This window comes from Streptomyces sp. SID14515, from assembly GCF_010548505.1.
Classification (GTDB): domain Bacteria; phylum Actinomycetota; class Actinomycetes; order Streptomycetales; family Streptomycetaceae; genus Streptomyces; species Streptomyces caviscabies.
Window position 1 is genome coordinate 196,084 of sequence record NZ_JAAGMH010000016.1, and the last position, 17,946, is coordinate 214,029.

The window sequence follows — 17,946 nt, forward strand, 5'->3', positions numbered from 1 at the left end:
AGAAAATCCGGTTGCGCCCAGGCCGGGTTCCCCATCAGCATGCCCCGTATGCACCACATGGGGGAGCGCCGGTGAGCGCGCGGCTGCGCGGCATCGCGCGCGATACGGAAGCGGTCGTCGAGGCCGGGCGATATTGCAACGCGGCAGGTCAGGACGTGTCCATCGAGCGGGCCGTGATCGCCGCGCTGTCCGGAACCAGGCTCTACGGACCGGACCCGGTGCCCGTCGCCGCGCTCGACACCGACCGCACGCCGCACGTCGAGGTCACCGGCGAGAGCAGCCTCGCCGCGGCCCGCCGGATGACCGGCGAGGCCCCCGGCCGGGTCGCCGTCCTCAGCTACGCCTCGGCCCGCAACCCCGGCGGCGGCTACCTCAACGGGGCGCAGGCCCAGGAGGAGGCCCTGTGCCGTGGATCGGCCCTCCACGCGACCCTGCTGCGCGCCCCGGAGTACTACGCGCACCATCGCGCCGAACGCAGCGCCTTCTACACCGACCGGGTGATCCACTCGCCCGGGGTGCCGGTCTTCCGCGACGACCGGGGCCGCTTCCTGGACGCCCCGTACACCGTCGGATTCCTCACCTCGCCCGCGCCCAACGCCGGGGTGATCCAGCGGCAGACCCCCGAGGAGGCCCACCGCATTCCGGCCGCCCTGGCCTCCCGGGCCGAACGGGTGCTGGAGGTCGCGGCCGTACGCGGCTACCGCAGGCTCGTCCTGGGGGCGTGGGGCTGCGGGGTCTTCCGGAACGACCCGGCACAGGTGGCGGAGGCGTTCCGGGCGCTGCTCGGCGCGGGCGGCCGGTTCGGCGGCCACTTCGAGCAGATCGTGTTCGGCATCCTGGACCGCGACCCCGACTCCGCCGTCCGGGCCGCCTTCGCCCGGACCTTCAGCTGACCTGACCTGACCTGATGCCGGCCGCCGCGATCGCAGAGGGTCCGCTCAGCTCCAGCCGTACCGCTCGCACAGCCGCCCGGTGACCCGGTCGAAACGCTCCCGGTCCAGGGCGCACGCCTCCCGGCGCATCCCGTCCTCGTGGACCCGCAGCACCCGGTCCAGATCGACCCAGGACGGCCGCCCGGAGCTGTCCCATGGGCCCGCGCCCAGCGCCACCCACTCGTGGTCCCGGTCGTGCTGCTTGCTGGAGAGCTGGACGGCGAGCAGCGTGCCCGTCTCCTCACGGGCCACGACGAGCACCGGCCGGTCCTTGCCCCGCCCGTCGTTCTCCTCGTAGGGCACCCAGGTCCAGACGATCTCGCCGGGGTCGGGTTCGCCGTCGCGATCGGGGGCGTAGGAGGTGCGCACGGGGCCCACATCGTCGGGATCGGCCTGCACCGTGGCGGTCGGCCCGCTGCTGCCGGGCACGTCAAAGGGGTTGTCGGATCGGTACGCGCTGTCGTGGAACGTCATCGCAACACCGTAGAACCTCCACCGCCCGATACCGGGAGGGGGGCGTCGGACCGGGGCCGCGGGGCGGCGTTCCGGCCACCGTGACCGGTGCTGCGGGCCCCGGGCCGAAACCCGCTCCCACGGGTCTGGAAGACTGCCCGACGCCATGAGCCAGTTACCCAAGCAGCCCGCCGAAGTCTCCGTTCCGACCAGCGCGGATGTCGCGCGCCTCGCCGGAGTGTCCCGGGCCACCGTGTCGTACGTACTGAACAACAACGCCACCGTCCGGATCAGCGATCCCACCCGACGCCGGGTCAGGGAGGCCGCCCTCCAACTCGGTTACGTTCCGCACGCGGCTGCCCGCAGTCTGCGCGCCGGACACAGCCGCATGGTCCTGTTGCCCTCCGGCCACATACCTGCGGGACCGCTGCACCAGTACTTCTTCGAGGAACTCCAGTCGGGACTGCGCCGCCTGGACTACACCGTCGTCCAGTACGGCAGCGTCGGTCTCACCGCCGACGAGGCGGCCACCGCCTGGGCCGAGCTGCGGCCCGTCGCCGTCGTCGTACCGCCGGGCATCGCCCTCACCCCGCACGGCACGGGCATCCTCACCCGCTCCGGCGCCAAGGCGGTGATCACCCTGGGCCCCGACCCGGTGGCCGGAGCGCACGGCCTGGTCATGGACCAACGCCAGGTCGGAGCCAGCGCGGTGGAACATCTGCTGGCCCGCGGCCGTCGCCACATCGGGGTCGTCATGCCCCAGGAACCGGGCCGGTCGCCCTTCTCCGAACCCCGCCTCACCGGGGCACGACGCGCCGCCGAACCGGTGGGGGCCCGCGTGTGCCCGCTCCCGCTGCGGTACGAGGAGGAGTCCGCGCACCAGCTGGCGGCCCGCTGGCCGGATCTGGGCCTGGACGCGGTGTTCGCTTACAACGACGAGTACGCCATGCTGCTGATGCGGGCCCTCCAGGACGCGGGGGTCGCGGTGCCCGCCGATACGGCGGTGATCGGCGCGGACGACCTGCTCATCGGCAGACTGCTGCGCCCGAGGCTGAGCACCGTCCGCATGGAACTGGCGATGCCGCAGCCGCTGGCCGAGACGATCGACCGCATGGTCCAGCACCCGGGCGCGCCACCGGTCCACCACGACCTGCTCCGCACCAGCGCCGTACACCGCGAATCCAGCTGACCGCCTCCGGCGCGACGACATGCGCGGCGCACGGCGGATGTCTAGCGTCGGAGGCATGAGCCATCCGCAGAGTTACGAGCTCCTCCTGATCCCCGACCACAGCAGAACGCGGACCGGAGCCCCCGGCCGGCCGATCCGGTCCGCGGTCGTCGCCGCCACCGGCGAGACGGGGGCCTCGGGCTATCCCCGGTACGCGGGGGAGGGCATGGAGGCGGACGTCGACCCGGAGACCCGGACGGTGGAGGCCGTGCTCATCGACGGCGAGGAACTGGACTACGGCATGTCGGTCCGCGTGGCGGGCGCCGAGGGCGAGCGCCCGGCGTCCTGAGAGAAGCCCGGCTGCCGCACACGGCCGGCGGACACGGCTTCCGCACACGACTGAGGGGCCCGCCACGCGCACCGCGATGTCCGCGGTACGGGTCAGGGCCCCTCGCTCGGTGCCGTGCGCCGGTCGGGCGACTACTGGGGCTCCGGCCGGCCCTCCCCGGCCTCGGCCGCCCGCTTCTGCTCCTCGACGGACTTGCGGACCTCGTCCATGTCCAGCTTCCTGGCCTGTCCGATGACGTCCTCCAGGGCCGCCTCGGGCAGCGCGCCGGGCTGCGCGAAGACCGCGACATTGTCGCGGACGATCATCAGGGTCGGGATCGACCGGATCTCGAAGGCCGCCGCGAGCTCCTGCTGCGCCTCGGTGTCGACCTTCGCGAAGACCAGGTCGGGGTGGCGCTCGGAGGCCGAGTCGTAGACCGGCGCGAACTGACGGCAGGGGCCGCACCAGGAAGCCCAGAAGTCGATCAGGACGAATTCGTTGTCGCTGACGACCTGATCGAAGTTTTCCTTGGTGAGCTCGACGGTGCTCATGCTTGGGGTACCTCTTCCTGTGCCCGTGGGGGTCCTGTCGGGTCCTGTCCGGCACAACGGTGACTGCACTTGCGCTATTCCGCCTGCCCATGTGGCCGGGGCGCACACCCGCGACGACACTGTTTCCATGACTGATGCAGTGAAGACTTCCGAGAGCTCCGCGCACTCGCCCTACGACGTCGTGGTCATCGGTGCGGGTCCGGTGGGCGAGAACGTGGCCGACCGGGCCCGCGCCGCCGGGCTCACCACCGCAGTGGTGGAGTCCGAGCTGGTCGGCGGCGAGTGCTCCTACTGGGCGTGCATGCCGAGCAAGGCGCTGCTGCGCCCCGTCGTCGCCCGCGCCGACGCCCGCCGGGTGCCGGGTCTGAGCGACGCCGTACAGGGCCCTCTCGACGTCGCGGCCGTCCTGGCCCACCGGGACGAGGAGACGAGCCACTGGAAGGACGACGGCCAGGTCGCCTGGCTGGAGAGCGTCGGAGCGGACGTGTACCGGGGTACGGGCCGGCTCACCGGCCCTCGCGAGGTCTCCGTCACCGCCCCCGACGGCACCGAGCACCGGCTCACCGCCCGGCACGCCGTCGCCGTCTGCACCGGCACCAGGGCCGTCGTCCCCGGCCTCCCCGGCATCGAGGAGGTCCGCCCCTGGACCAGCCGCGAGGCCACCAGCGCCAAGGAGGCGCCCGGCCGGCTCGTGGTCGTCGGCGGGGGAGTCGTGGGCGTGGAGATGGCGACCGTCTGGCAGGCGCTGGGCTCCGAGGTGACCCTGCTGATCCGCGGCGAGGGCCTGCTCCCGAAGATGGAGCCCTTCGCGGGCGAGCTGGTCGCCGACGCGCTGACGGAGGCCGGGGCCCGGATCCGTACCGGCGTCTCGGTCACCGCGGTGCGTCGGCCCGCGCCGGACGGCCCGGTCACCGTCGACCTGGACGACGGCGGGAGCATCGAGGCCGACGAGATCCTCTTCGCCACCGGCCGCGCCCCGCGCACGGACGACCTGGGCCTGGAGACGATCGGCCTCGAACCCGGCTCCTGGCTCACCGTGGACGACAGCTGCCGCGTCGAGGGCACCGACTGGCTGTACGCGGTCGGCGACGTCAACCACCGCGCCCTCCTGACCCATCAGGGCAAATACCAGGCCCGCATCGCAGGCGCGGCGATCGCCGCCCGCGCCGAGAAGGCCGCCCTGGACACAGCCCCCTGGGGCGCCCACGTGGCCACCGCCGACCACGCGGCCGTCCCGCAGGTCGTCTTCACCGACCCCGAGGCCGCATCGGTCGGCCTCACCCTCGCCGAGGCCGAACGCGCCGGCCACCGTGTCCGCGCCGTCGACTACGACCTCGCCTCGGTGGCCGGCTCCGGCCTCTACGCCGACGGCTACCGGGGCCGCGCCCGGATGATCGTGGACCTGGACCGCGAGATCCTCCTCGGCGTCACCTTCGTCGGCCCGGGCATCGGCGAACTCCTGCACTCGGCGACGGTCGCGGTCGCGGGGGAGGTGCCCATCTCCCGCCTGTGGCACGCGGTCCCGGCCTACCCGACCATCAGCGAGGTGTGGCTGCGGCTGCTGGAGACGTTCCGAGGGTAGGAACCGCCGTTGGAACCGCGCTGAGTCGCACTGCCTCATGCCCCGTGGCCGTCCGCGTTAGCGGCCGCGGGGCGCAGTGCGATGCCAGGGGGTCCGGACCGGTTGTCACTGGTGCCGCTTAGAGTCTCTCCCACTCGTCACGGTGCGTCGCCGTCGACGGGGTTCATCAGCGTGCCGCCGGTGCGGCGGCCGTCCGGAACAACGGGGAGAACAGCGCATGGGGTGGGTTTCGGCGGGCGACTACGAAGTCGCTCTGGAGGCGGGCAAGGTGGTCTGCCGCAACGGGAAGGGCCGGCGGCTGAAGTCCGTCCCGGCTTCGTTGAAGGACGACCCGGCGGTCGTCGGTCTCCGGCAGCTGACCGAGTGGCTGGACCGGCACGAGCGCCGGTGCATGAGCGACGTCGAGCAGTGGATGGTGCGTTCGTTGCCCGTCCCCACGGCCGTGCTCGCCCGGGTCTGGCCCGACCCGGCGTGGCAGGCGGCCCTGCGGGACGTGGTGGTCACCGGCGCGGACGGCGGGGTCGCCGGGTTCCTGCGCGACGTCGATCCGGAGCGCGGCCTCGGCCTCGTCGATCTGGACGGCGACACCGTCCGCATCACCCCGGACGTCGTCCGCGTGCCCCACCCCGTCCTGCTGGAGGACCTCGAAGAACTGCGGGAGTTCGCGGTCGAGCTGGAGGTGCGCCAGAACGTGGAGCAGCTGTTCCGCGAGGTCTGGCACCGCCCCGCCGGCCTCGCCCCGGACACCACCTCCGTGGACACCTACGCGGGCGGCGTGTTCAAGGAACTGCGCTTCCTGCACGGCCGCGTCACCCAGCTCGGTTACCGGTCGCGCGGTGGATACGCGGTCTGCCCGGTCGTCGAGGACGGCATCGGCGTCGAGGCGCGCATCTGGATCGGCGAACACGACGGATACGACGCGCACGACACCGAGACCGGCCCGCTGGGCTGGAGCGACGCGTCGGGGCGCGCGCTGACGGCGGCCGAGGTCGGCGCCGTGGCGTGGTCCGAGGGCATGCGCATGGCGGCGGCGCTCTACGCCGGTCGCGACGTGGAGGACGAGGAGCGGGCGGCATGAGCATCACGACGAACACCGACGCGAACACGACGGCGGCGGGCTCGGCGCCCGTTCCCGCCCAGAACCGGGGCCGGAGCGCCTCCGTCCTCGCCGACGAGGCCCGCGCGGCGGCCCTGCTGGACGCGGGTGCGATCCTCCCGGCCGGTACCACCGACCGGGACGACGCCGACACGCTGACCGCCCGCGCCTACACCCACACCGCCCTCGGCGACCGCACGGTGGTCCGGCTCGTGCCCGGCACACTCGGCGAGGCCGAGGACCTGGCCCTGGAATTCCTGGGGCTGGCCCGGACCGCGGACGCCCCCGTCGTGGGACAGGTCCGCCGCGAGACGCTGGGCTTCCCGGCCTGGGCCCTGGTCAACGACCCGGCCAACGGGCACCACGCCCTCGCCCTGGTCAAGGACATCGAGCGGCTGGGCCGCCAGGCCAAGACCCGTGCAGGCGCGGCCAAGGAGGGCTTCGACGAGCTCGGCACCCGGCTCGGCCGGGCCGTGCCGCACTTCCTCCCCACCTACTACGAGCAGGTGGCGCGCCTCTTCCTCCAGGCCGAGAACGCCACTTACGCCGCCTCCTTCTTCGGCAAGGCCCGTGAGGCCGAGCGGGTCCACGGCCTGGTCGTGGACGAGGACCGGCAGCGCGCCGTCTTCCTGGAGTTCGCCCTCGCGGGCGCGCTGACCGTCAAGGCACTGCGGCAGTACGTGCGCGACCTGGTCGCCCGGCTCGCACCGGCGGACGCCTGGGCGCAGTTCCGCCGACTGCTGGTCGAGCGCTGCGCGGCCGGCATGCCGCCCTACGCGGCGCTGCCGCAGGACGTACGCACGCTGATCAAGGCCGCCGGGCTGGACCGCGAGAGCGCCGAACGCGAGCTGGTGGCCGAACTGATCGGCTCTCCCGGCGTCGTCCGCGCCCCCGCCTCGTTCTGGGCGACCTACGGTTCCGCGCTCATCGCCCTCGCCCGCACGGACGCGTCCGTACGGGCCCGGCTCCTCGGGTTCTTCCCGGAGACCTTCAGCGAGAGCGGCCAAGGCACGGACGGCGAATCCGGCTGGCTCGCGCTGCTGACCGAGTCGGGCGCCGAGGAACTGCTGACCGCCCTCCCGGGAGCCTTCGACCGGACGTCCGCCGACTCCGCCGGCCCCCTCGTCGCGTCCGTCTCCCCGGCGGACTGGCTCGCCCGCTGGGAGGCGTACCGGCGGCGTAACCGGGCGACTTCGGGCCGCAGCCCGCGCACCCTGGACCTCGCCGCCCGGATGGCGGACCGGCTGCGCGCCGACGGACGCCCCGTCGAACTGTTCCAGGGCCGCTGGCAGCGCACCGCCGACCTGGACCTTCTCGACCTCTGCCTGGCCTCCGAGATCCCCGTCGCCGCGCCGGACGACGAGGAAACCGGCCGCGGCCACGGGCGGTCGAACGGCTTCTCCCTGGGCCAGTGGCTCGCCGACGACGCGCCCGGGCAGCGGGATCTCACCGCCGTCGCCGGACACCCGGACTTCCGCGACCTGCTGCGCCGGAACGTCGGCGGACTCGGCGACGGGCGCGGTCAGCGGCTGAGCGACGCCGGTATGGCGAAGCTGGCCGCGCACCCGGTGCTCTCCGTCATCCTGCGCGAGTGGCTGACCAGCTGCGCCGAGGAGTACACCGCCGCGCGAGGACTTCCCGGGCTGCGCATCGCCCTCAACAAACTCTCGCCCTTCCGCGCCGTCGTCGCGGACGTCGCCCCGGACGCCGCGCGCCTTCTCGAACACCACGACGTCGTACCGCTGCTCGCCGCCACCCTGCGCACCGGCGTCTTCGACGAACTGGGCTGGCCCGCGCTCGACGAGACCTACGCCGAACTGGCCGCCGAGGCCGCCGCCACGTCGCGGGGGCGCAACAACCGGTCGCAGAACGTCGGTGTCACCGGCGCCTGGCCCGCGCTGATCCTGAGCACGCCGGAGCGGGCCGTCGTCGTCGGCCCGGAAGGCGTTCTGCTGCGGCACACCCTGCGACTGCCGCCCTCCACCGACCAGTGGCGGACGGCCTCCTTCCGTTTCGTCGACGGCGAGTTGCTGGTGATCTGGTGGGAGGACGGCAAGCAGCGCGGCTACTGGTCGCACCGCCCCGCCGAGGTGTTCACCGTCACCGGCGAGCAGGTCCCCCGCTGGGGCCGCCCCAGCCTCTCGGACGAGGTCTGCGTACCGCTGCCCGGCGGCGGCCGCGCCACCGGCGGCAAGGCCCTGCACGCGGGCGACACCTCCCTCCCGCCCCAGCGCGCCGTCCTCGCCGACGGCACCGGACACTGGCGGGAGGGCCACCAGGGAACCCGGACGGTATGGCTGGAGTACGACCCGGTCGGCGGCACGCACGGCCGCGCGTCCCTCCCCGCCTTCCTCCGCTCCGGGGTGCTGGACGGCACCCGGCTGCTCGCCGAGCACTGCCAGGTGCTGCCCCTCCAGCCCGGTCTGGAGACCACCCCGTTCGGCACGGACGGCACGGTCCTCGGCCGCTGGGTCCGCCGCACCGCCACCGAGCCCGGCACGGCCGCACCCGCCGGCGGGTGCCGGACCGTCGCCGGCACCCCCGACGGCCACACGGTCGCCCTGCCGCACCCGCTGCCCGACGGCGGCGTCGTGGTGCCGCTCGGCGGCCTCACCCTGCCCGGCGGATCGCGGCCCGTCGCGGCCCTGCGCCACCGGTCCGTCGAAGCGCACCCGGCGGACACCGACGGCACCGGCGGCGGCCTGTGGTCCGTCGGCACCGACTCCTCCGGCGGGAACGACGCGGCGGGCACCCCCTATGTGCCTCCCGTCGTCTACTGGCACGCCCTGCGCCCGAGGGACGAGCAAGGCTCCGCCGCCCTGCGGAAGCTGACGGACTCCCGGGCCGAGGAACTGTTCAACGAGGTCGCCACCGCCGTCGCCCGGCACCTGGAGGCATTCCGGGCGGTCGAGGAGTACAGCGGGCCCTCGTCGCGGGAGATGAGCGAGGAGGCCGTCGCCCGGGTCCTGCCCGAGGTGTCCGACGTACGGCTCCTCGCGGGCGTCACCGCGCTCGTGCGGAACGCCGTGGACCGGGCCGTCGCGGTCACCCGGTATCTGGAACCGCCCACGCCCGCACAGCCGGTCACGCCCCGGGACACCGCACGCACCCAGGGCATGTTCTTCGACCACGAGCCCGAGCACGGCGACGACACGACCCTGCGGGCGGCCACCGCCTGGGGCTCCGAGCAGATGCGCGGCACCTGGTGGGGAGGCGGAAGCCGGTGGACGGCGATCCGGCAGATCCTCGCCGTCAACCACGTCCTCGGCGGCGAGCCGGCGTTCGGCCCTCCCACGCCGTCGAAGGTCCCCTTCACCCCCGTGGACGGCTGGCAGCGCGACGAGTACACGGTGCCCGGCGAATCCCTCTCCTGGACCTCCCTCCTGGACAAGCTGCCCGAACTGGCCTACCGGACCGCCTCGGAGACCACCTCTCCCGAGCACCGCGCCGGGCTCCTCGTGCTGCTGGAAGCGCTCGCCGCGGGCCCGCTGGCCGACCCCGCGGGCACGGTCCGGCGGGTGGACCTCGTCGAACCGCTCGACCCGGCGGTACTCGGGCGGACGGGACGACCCGAGGCCGTGCACCGCCTCGGCCAGGTGCTGCGCAAGGGCTCACGCACCGTCGTGATCCTGGCCAACCACGGGCGCAACTCCCGCGACGACGCGGCCCGCTGGCTCGCGCTCGACCACGACCCGACCGGAGCCTTCGGCCCCGTTCCCGGCTTCACCCTGGACCGTGAGCACGTCCACCGGCAGGGCATCGCCCGCGATCGGCTCACCCGGCTGACCGCCCTGGTACGGGAGAAGGGCCCGGCGCCCTGGCGTCCGGAAGCCGCCGAGGCGTTCCACACGGCCACCGGAATCGGCCCCCTCCAGGCTGCCGCGCTGCTGTCGGCGGCCGTAGAGGACCCCGGCGCCGAGGCGCTGGCCCTGCTCGGCACGAAGACCCGCGCCTTCGAGGCGGCCCAGGAGCGGCTGGACGCCCTGCCCCGCGACGAGCGGCACGCCGTGCTCCGGGCGCTGCTGCCCGCGGACCCGGCCGAACTGTGGTCCACGGGCCCCGACGTCCAGGCCGCCGCCGAGGTGTGGCGGGAACGCCTGGGCACCCTCGTCCGCGTCCCCGAGGAACTGGACCTCGACCTCACCGGCGCCACGGCCGCCTCCGTCGACCTGATCCTCAACGCGGGCGCCCGGAGCTGGCTCGCCCACGGCACCCCCGTCCCGGACGGCGGCGCCCGCCCCGTCCTGCACCGGGTGAGCGCACGCGGCGCGGTCTTCACCGCCCTGACCGCCCTGCGGACCCTCGCGTACACGCTGCCCCACGGACACCCCCTCCGGGCCCATCTGCCCGTCGGGCTCGCGGCCCTGCGCACCCGCCTCGCCGACCCCGGACTGGTGCTGGACCTCGGTCTGGACTGGACCGAGTCCGGGTTCTCCCTCGGCACCGCGATCCGTGCCGCGCACGGGCTGCCCGAGTCCGGCGGCGCCGAGGCCGACGGGCTGGTCCGGGCCGGATCGGCGCTGCTCCTCGCCCCCGGGTACGGCGACAGCGAGAAGCTGCTGATCCGCCCGGCCGGCCTCGAAGGCCCCGACGACCCGGCGTTCGGCCTGGTCGAGGGCACCGTCGCCCGTCAGCGCACCGGCGATCTGCTCGCCCTGCGCGACCTGCTGAGCCAGGAGAGCGACAGCTTGGCCGAGGCGGGCGCACCCGACGGCTCCGCGCACCACCCGGCCCAGGACCCGACGCGTGCGGTGCCGGACCTGGTGGCCGAGGCGGCCGACGCCCTCACCCTGAGCGCGGACGCCGCAGCACTCTACCTGATGCTGCTCGCCCTGCCCGACCCCACGGACCGCAACTGCGTCCGCTGGACCGGGTGGAAGCCCGCACGGATCAAGAAGGCGCGCACCGAACTCGCCGCCACCGACCTCGTCGTGGAGGCGAAGCGCTCCCGGGCCGGCCGCACCCTCTTCCTTCCCTGCGGCTGGCTGGAGCGCGGCGCCCCCGGGCTTCCGCTGGAGACCTGGAAGGAAGGCCTGTACCCGGTGGCGGGGTCCGCCCGGACCCTGCCGCACCTCCCCGTTCCCGCGCTGTTCGCAGCCGCCTGGGCACGGGTCCGGGGCGGCGACGCCCCCGCCTTCGAAGAACTGGACACCCGCGCCACCCGGAAGGGCCGCCGCCGATGACGAACGACACCACGACCACCACCGACAGCACCACCACGGGGGGTGTCCCGGGCCAGGCGACAGCGCCCGGCCACGGGCCACGCCAGATCATGCTGCCCGAGGACCGGTACGCCACCGAGCTGGCCTTCCTCGCCGCCCACGACCCGGGGCCGCGGCCGCCCGGCTGGCTGCTCACCCCCCGCGCCGTCGTCACCTTCGTGATGGGCAGCGCGGCGGACGCACTGAGCCTGCCGAAGGGGGCCCGGCCCGCGGCCGGAGTGCCGCGCCGTCTGGTGATCGAGCAGAAGTTCGTCGGCGAGCGCGCCTTGGTCGAACGGTGTGTGGTCACCCTGGCCGGGGAGCGCGGGCTGCTCCTCGTGGGCGAACCCGGCACCGCCAAGTCCATGCTCTCCGAGCTGCTGTCGGCGGCAGTCTGCGGGACCAGCGCGCTCACCGTGCAGGGCACCGCGGGCACCACCGAGGACCAGCTCAAGTACGGCTGGAACTACGGGCTGCTGCTCGCCCAGGGACCCACCGAGCAGGCCCTCGTGCCCTCCCCGGTGCTCGCCGCCATGACCCGCGGTGCCGTCGCCCGCGTCGAGGAGGTCACCCGCTGCCTGCCGGAGGTCCAGGACGCCCTCGTCTCGCTGCTCTCCGAGCGGCGGATCGCGGTGCCCGAGCTGGCGGGCGGCGAGGGCGCCCAGGTGCACGCGGCCCCCGGCTTCACGCTCATCGCGACCGCCAACCTCCGCGACAAGGGCGTCTCGGAGATGTCCGCCGCGCTGAAGCGGCGCTTCAACTTCGAGACCGTGGGCCCCATCGGGGACGTGGACGCCGAGACCGCGCTCGTCCGACGCCAGTCGCGGGCCGCCGTCGAACGCGTGGGCGTCGCCTACCAGGTGGACGACGCGGTCCTCGAAGCGCTGGTCACCGCCTTCCGGGACCTGCGCGACGGCCGCTCCGTGGAGGGCTGGGAGGTCGAACGCCCCTCGACGGTGATGAGCACGGCGGAGGCGGTCTCCGTAGCGGGCGCCCTCGGCCTGGCCGCCGCCTATTTCCCCGGCGACCGGGACGTGCTCTCCCTGCTGCCCGGCCATCTGCTCGGGGTGGTCCGGAAGGACGACCCCGCCGACAGGGCACGGCTGCTGGGCTACTGGGACGGGCCGGTGCGCAGGCGCGCGGAGCAGGGTTCGGCCACCTGGCGCGCCCTGTGGGACCTGCGTTCGGTGCTGGAGAACTGACAGATGAACGAGTCGACCACTTCCGGGCCGGGCGTCACCGCCGGGGCGTCGCCCGCCACCGGCGCGCGGACCGGTTCCCCGGTGCGGAGCCCGGTGGGCGGGCCGGTCACCCCGGAAGCCGCGGTGGCGGCCCTCGCGGCGGCCGGTCCCGGGGCGCCGTTCCTGATCGGGGTGCGGCACCACGCGCCCTCGCTGGCGGCCGCCCTGCCGGCGCTGCTGGACGCGGCGGCCCCGGACGTCCTCCTCGTCGAACTGCCCGCCGAGTTCCAGCCCTGGCTGAGCTGGCTCGCCCACGAGGAGACCGAGGCGCCGGTGGCGCTGGCCGCCGTGCCCGCCGCCGGGCCACGGGCCGGGCCGACGGGTGAACGGGGCCCGGCCTTCTACCCGTTCGCGGATTTCTCGCCCGAACTGGTCGCGCTGCGCTGGGCGGCCCGAAACGGCGTCCCGGCCGTGGCCTGCGATCTGCCCCTGGCCGACCCGGCGTGGGCGGACGGGAGCGGCGCCCCCGCCCTTGTTCCCGGAGCGCCCTCGGCACCCGTGCCGGGGGAGGGGCACGGGCTGTCCGCCGCGCTCCGCTCCCGGCTCACCGGCCGGGACGGCGACGACCTGTGGGACCGGCTGGTGGAGGCCCAGGCGCCCGGTTCGACACCCGAGGCGCTCCGCCGTGCCGCCCTGCTCACCGGCTGGGCGCTGCGCCACGAGGCCGAGGCGCGGGGAGGGGTGCAGGGCACGGACCTGGTGCGCGAGGCGTGCATGCGCGGACATGTCGCCGACGCCCTGGCGAGCGGGCGGCGTCCCGCCGTGGTGGTGGGGGCCTTCCACACCCCGGCGCTGCTGCCGCCGGCCGCCGGGACCGCCACGGCTGCCGCGGCTGTCGGGGCTGCCGCGGAACCGGAGCGGACAGCGCCGGACCTGCCCGCCGTGTCGGAGCCGGCAGCGCCGGGCCCGGCCGCAGCGCCGGAGCCGAGCGCGGCCCGTCACGCCGACGGCGCTGCCGGGGCGGCCGGGTACACGGTCTCCCTGATCCCGTACACGTACCCCCTGCTCGACTCACGGTCCGGCTACCCGGCCGGCATCCGGGACCCGGAGTGGCAGCACACCGCCCTGGAGGCCGCCGGGGACCCGGGCGCGCTGCACGAGGCGCTGGTCCGCACCGCGGTACGCCTCTGCGCCGCCCTGCGCGAACAGGGCCACCCCTACGGCCCGGCGGACGGCCGGGAGATAGTCCGGGTCGCCGGCGACCTGGCCCGCCTGCGCGATCTGCCCGCCCCGGGCCGCGGTGAACTCCTGGAAGCCGTGCAGACGGTGCTGGGCCGCGGCGAGACCTACGGCACGGGCCGCGCCGTCGCCCAGGCCCTCGAACGCGTACTCATCGGATCCCGCACCGGGCGACCCGCGCCCGCCGCTCCACGCAGCGGCCTCGGTCCCGCCGTCGAGGCCGAGACCGAGGCGCTCGCGCTCCCCGGGCCGCGGGACGCGCACGAGAGGACACCGCGCGACCTCCGGCTCGACCCGGCACGCTCCGCCCTGGACCGCCGCCGCGAACTGCTGCTGCGCAGGCTGACGGTGTGCGGCATCCCCTACGCGAAGGAGCAGGGGGTGACGGGTGCGGCGGGCGGAGAAGGGCTGACGACGCGCTGGCAGGTGCGGTGGACCCCGGCGACGGCCGCGATGCTCACCGCGGCCGGGGCCCGCGGCGTCACCCCGGCCCAGGCGGCCGAGGGCGTCCTGCGGCAGCGCCACGCGGCCGAGCGCGCCGAGGGCGGCCCGACGGCGGCCCAGGTCGTGCGCGGCCTCGAGGAGGCCGCCGCCTGTGGGCTGCCCACTCCGGCCGACGAACGGCTGACCGAACTGGCGGCCGTGCTCCCCGCGAGCGGAACCCTTCCCGAACTCCTCGCCGGGCTCGACCTGTTGGACCGCATCGACGCGGGCCATCCGCCGGGCCTCGCCGCTCCCGACAGCCTCGAAGCCCCGTCGGACGGCCCTGAAGACCCCTCCCACGGCCCTGCGGTCCCGGACGCCGCCGACGCTACGAGGGCCGCCCGCACCGCGCACGCGGCGGAGCTGCTGACCGCTGCCGCAGTGCGCCAGGTCGACGGCCTGACCGGCTCCGAGAAGCCCGAGGACGCCCGCGCCCTGCTCGAACTGGCCCAGCGGGCCGACCGGCTGGGAGGCATCCGGCTCACCGACGCCCTCGCCCGGCTGGCCGCAGACGGCGCCCCGGTGATCGCCGCTGCCGCCGGAGCGGTCCGCGTCCTCACCGGCCACGAAGAGGCCGGGGCCTTCGGGGAGCGCGTCGCCTCCTGGGTGGACGGGGCCGTGGACAGCACCTCCCGGGCCACGCTCACCGCCCGCCTCACCGGCGTCCTGACGGTCGCGGGCCCGCTCCTGACCGTCGGCGCCGAGACCCTGGACCCGTTGCTGGACCGGGTCGTCGAGCTGGACGACTCCGCGTTCCTGGACCGACTGCCGGCCCTGCGCGGTGGCTTCGACACCCTCAGCCCGGCCGCCCGGGACCGCCTGCTGGGCACCGTCGAGGAGCGGCTGGGCGAACGGGTGGACAGCCTCGACGCGGACGATCCGGCCGAGCTGGCCCGCCGTACGGCCGCCGACCTCGCGGCCCGCGAGCTCCTGACCGCACTCGGCCTTCCCGTCACGGCAACCGCCCACGAGGACCGGCTCCCACCGCCGTCCGTCGACCGCGCCGCGCCCCGACCCACCGCTGCCCTCGGGCCCGGATCCCCTGCCGAGGCCGCCCTCACCACCGCGCCCCCGGCCGGCGCGACCCCCGCCACCGAGGCGACCCCGGAGCCGGCTCCTGCCCGGATCCTCGCGCCCACCGACCGCTGGCGGCTCGTGCTCGGCCGGAGCGCAGACCGGCTGCCGTCCGGCGCCGCCCGTCTGGCAACCGCGCTGGACGAGCTCTACGGCGCGGGACACGGCGAGGGCTCCCGCGGCGGCCTCCCCGGTCGCGACGGCTCGGGTGCGGGCGGCGGCCGGGAACCGTCGTTCCCCGGCGTCCGCGAGTGGTCCGAGGAACTGGCCGCGCTGTTCGGCCCCGGTGTCCGCGAGGAGGTCCTGGCCGCCGCGGCCGTGACGGGGCGGCAGGACGTCCTGGCCGAACTCGACCCGGCGGCCGCGACCCCTTCCGTGGAACTGCTCCGGACGATCCTGCAGTACGCCGGCGGCCTCCCCGAAGCCCGCCTCGGGGCGCTCCGCCCGCTGGTGCGCCACCTCGTCGACGAACTGACCCGACAGCTCGCCACCCGGCTGCGGCCCGCGCTGACCGGCGCGACGACGGCCCGGCCCACCCGCCGCCCCGGCGGCCGGCTCGACCTGGCGCGTACCCTGCACGCCAATCTGGCCACCGCCCGCCGGACGGCCGACGGCACCATCCAGGTGATCCCCGAGAAGCCCGTCTTCCGTAGTCGCGCCCGTCGGTCGGCCGACTGGCGCCTGATTCTGGTCACCGACGTCTCCGGGTCCATGGAGGCCTCCACGATCTGGTCCGCGCTGACCGCCTCCGTGCTCGCAGGGGTGCCGACCCTGAGCACTCATTTCCTGGCGTTCTCCACGGAAGTCGTCGACCTCACCGGCCATGTGCGCGATCCCCTCTCCCTCCTGCTGGAAGTGAGCGTCGGCGGCGGAACGCACATAGCCGCCGGGCTCCGGCACGCCCGCGGACTGATCGAGGTTCCCTCCCGCACTCTCGTCGTCGTCATCAGCGACTTCGAGGAGGGTGCGCCGCTCGCCGGACTGCTGGCCGAGGTGCGGGCGCTGGTGAACACCGGTTGCCACGTGCTCGGGTGCGCGAGCCTCGACGACGCCGGCCGGCCCCGCTACTCGACGGGCGTCGCCGGACAGCTCGTGGCCGCAGGTATGCCCGTGGCGGCGCTCAGCCCACTCGAACTGGCCCGCTGGATAGGGGAGAAGACCGCATGAACGACGACCGGTTGCCGCCCGTGGCACCGGAGGTCACGGCCACGCTCGTGGAGGACCTCTCGCCCCGGCTGCGCAAGCGGCTGGACGCGGCGGTCACCAAGCTCGCCGCCCGCCCGACGCACCGCGACGGGGACACCACGACGATCGAGGTCGACGACGAGACCGAGCTGCGCCTGCACGCCCCGGGCGGCGTGGTGGCGAAGGCGGAGGACATCACCTGCGGCTGCCTCCTCGCCCCCGCCTGCGTCCACCGCGCGGCGGCCGCCTGCGCCGCCCCTGCGGCCGACCCGGCACCGGAGCCCGCCGAACAGCCCCCGGCCGAAGTCCCCGGACCGGCCTCGGCAGCGGACCCCGACACCGCCTCTCCGCCGGAGACGGCGAGCCCGGCCCAGCGTGCCGCCGCCGACGCCCTGTGGGCGGCCGGCGCAGCCGTGCTGGAGGCCGGTGTCGACGGGGCCGGGGCCGTCACCCAGTCGGCCCTCCTGCGTGCCGCGCACACCGCCCGGCTCCGTCACCTGCCGCGTGCGGCTGGCGCCGCACTGTCGGTCGTCACGCTGCTGCGCGCGGCCCGCTCCGGTGCCCCGTCCTACCGCACCGCCGACCTCGTCACGGCCCTGGCCGAACTCCTGGGCACCGCCCGCCGCGTGGGGACGGCCTCCGGAGCGGAGCTGGCCGCCGTCAAGGGCACCGTGCGCCGCCCGTACAGTCCGGACGGCTCACTTCGCCTGTACGGCCTGTTCACCGAACCCGTGGTCACCGACTCGGGGCACGGCGGCGTCCGCACCTGGGTCCTCGGAGCCGACGGCCGCCTCTTCACGGTCGGCGATGTGGCGCCCGGCGGTGTGGGGCGCGCCCTCGGCGTGGCCGACCGGGCCGTGCGCCTGGGGGACAGCGCGCTCACCCACCGGGAGCTGGGCCGGGCCGGCCTGGCGGTTTCGGGGGCGACGGTCTCGCCGGACGGCAGACTGGGCGCAGGAAAGGGCGTGAAGGCCGTCACCGCCCGGGGTGCGGCGTGGACGGAGCCGCCGCTCGCCGCCCTGTGGGAGACGCCGCCGGCCGAACAGGCCGCGCGCGCCCTGCGGTCCACCTCCCGCTACGCGGACCCGGACGGCGGTGGCAGCGATCTGCTCTTCCTGGACGTCGAACTTCTCGGCGCGGTACGGGAACCGGGCGGCAGCTGTCTGCTCGCGCTGTGCGAGGGAGGCGTTCCCGTCCGGCTCGCCGTCGCCGACGACGACCCCGCGCTGGCTCACCGCGACAACATGGCACTGCTGGCCGCGGCGCCGGGCGCCCGGCTGAGGATCATCGGCCGCCTGGCTCCCGCCCCCCACCCCCGGCTCACCCTCCTCGCGTGCTCGCACCCCACCGGCGAGGGCACGATCGACCTCGGCCTCGATCGTCTGCGCCGCGCCGACCTCCCGGACCCGGCCGCCCCCGCGCACCTCGCCCCGCCGCAGCCCACCGGTTCCGGCGGGCCATCGCCCCTGTACC

Annotated in this window: 11 protein-coding genes; 9 read left to right on the forward strand and 2 right to left on the reverse strand. The window is 75.3% G+C overall.

Annotated features, from left to right (window positions below):
• The first annotated feature begins 71 nt into the window (after positions 1-71).
• Positions 72-893 carry a TIGR02452 family protein gene (locus G3I54_RS03070; protein ID WP_164610797.1) on the forward strand — a complete coding sequence of 274 codons (822 nt, stop codon included), beginning with the start codon at positions 72-74 and terminating at the stop codon, positions 891-893.
• A gap of 45 nt (positions 894-938) precedes the next feature.
• Here the strand turns inward: G3I54_RS03070 and G3I54_RS03075 are convergent, their stop codons facing one another.
• Positions 939-1,406, reverse strand: a complete 468-nt coding sequence (locus G3I54_RS03075) for a type II toxin-antitoxin system PemK/MazF family toxin (RefSeq protein WP_164610799.1) — start codon at positions 1,404-1,406, stop codon at positions 939-941.
• Positions 1,407-1,551: 145 nt separating this feature from the next.
• Between G3I54_RS03075 and G3I54_RS03080 the strand changes: the two genes are divergently transcribed.
• Together G3I54_RS03080 and G3I54_RS03085 are read left to right on the forward strand one after the other, a co-directional pair.
• A complete protein-coding gene (locus G3I54_RS03080; protein ID WP_164610801.1) occupies positions 1,552-2,574 on the forward strand; it encodes a LacI family DNA-binding transcriptional regulator in 1,023 nt (340 codons plus the stop codon).
• 55 nt (positions 2,575-2,629) lie between these two features.
• Entirely contained in the window at positions 2,630-2,902 is a 273-nt protein-coding gene (locus G3I54_RS03085) for a hypothetical protein (RefSeq protein WP_007451487.1), read from the forward strand.
• Between the two features lie 131 nt (positions 2,903-3,033).
• On the opposite strand, the gene trxA is transcribed toward G3I54_RS03085, so the two are convergent.
• Complete coding sequence (trxA, locus tag G3I54_RS03090) at positions 3,034-3,432, reverse strand: thioredoxin (RefSeq protein WP_164610803.1); 399 nt, start codon at positions 3,430-3,432, stop codon at positions 3,034-3,036.
• 127 nt (positions 3,433-3,559) lie between these two features.
• On the opposite strand from trxA, the gene G3I54_RS03095 reads away from it, so the two are divergent.
• From G3I54_RS03095 to G3I54_RS03120, 6 genes are all read left to right on the forward strand, one after another.
• Positions 3,560-5,014, forward strand: a complete 1,455-nt coding sequence (locus tag G3I54_RS03095; RefSeq protein WP_164610805.1) for an NAD(P)/FAD-dependent oxidoreductase — start codon at positions 3,560-3,562, stop codon at positions 5,012-5,014.
• Between the two features lie 217 nt (positions 5,015-5,231).
• Positions 5,232-6,092, forward strand: a complete 861-nt coding sequence (locus G3I54_RS03100) for a DUF4132 domain-containing protein (protein WP_164610807.1) — start codon at positions 5,232-5,234, stop codon at positions 6,090-6,092.
• Positions 6,089-11,293, forward strand: coding sequence for a hypothetical protein (locus tag G3I54_RS03105; protein WP_164610809.1), 5,205 nt, complete (start codon positions 6,089-6,091; stop codon positions 11,291-11,293). The genes G3I54_RS03100 and G3I54_RS03105 overlap by 4 nt, the downstream gene beginning before the upstream one ends.
• A complete protein-coding gene (locus tag G3I54_RS03110; RefSeq protein WP_164610811.1) occupies positions 11,290-12,513 on the forward strand; it encodes an AAA family ATPase in 1,224 nt (407 codons plus the stop codon). Before G3I54_RS03105 ends, G3I54_RS03110 begins: the two co-directional genes overlap by 4 nt.
• A 3-nt stretch (positions 12,514-12,516) precedes the next feature.
• A complete protein-coding gene (locus G3I54_RS03115; protein ID WP_164610814.1) occupies positions 12,517-16,455 on the forward strand; it encodes a DUF5682 family protein in 3,939 nt (1,312 codons plus the stop codon).
• On the forward strand, positions 16,452-17,946 hold a 1,495-nt coding region (locus tag G3I54_RS03120), incomplete at its 3' end, for a hypothetical protein (RefSeq protein WP_203685430.1). The genes G3I54_RS03115 and G3I54_RS03120, both read left to right, overlap by 4 nt.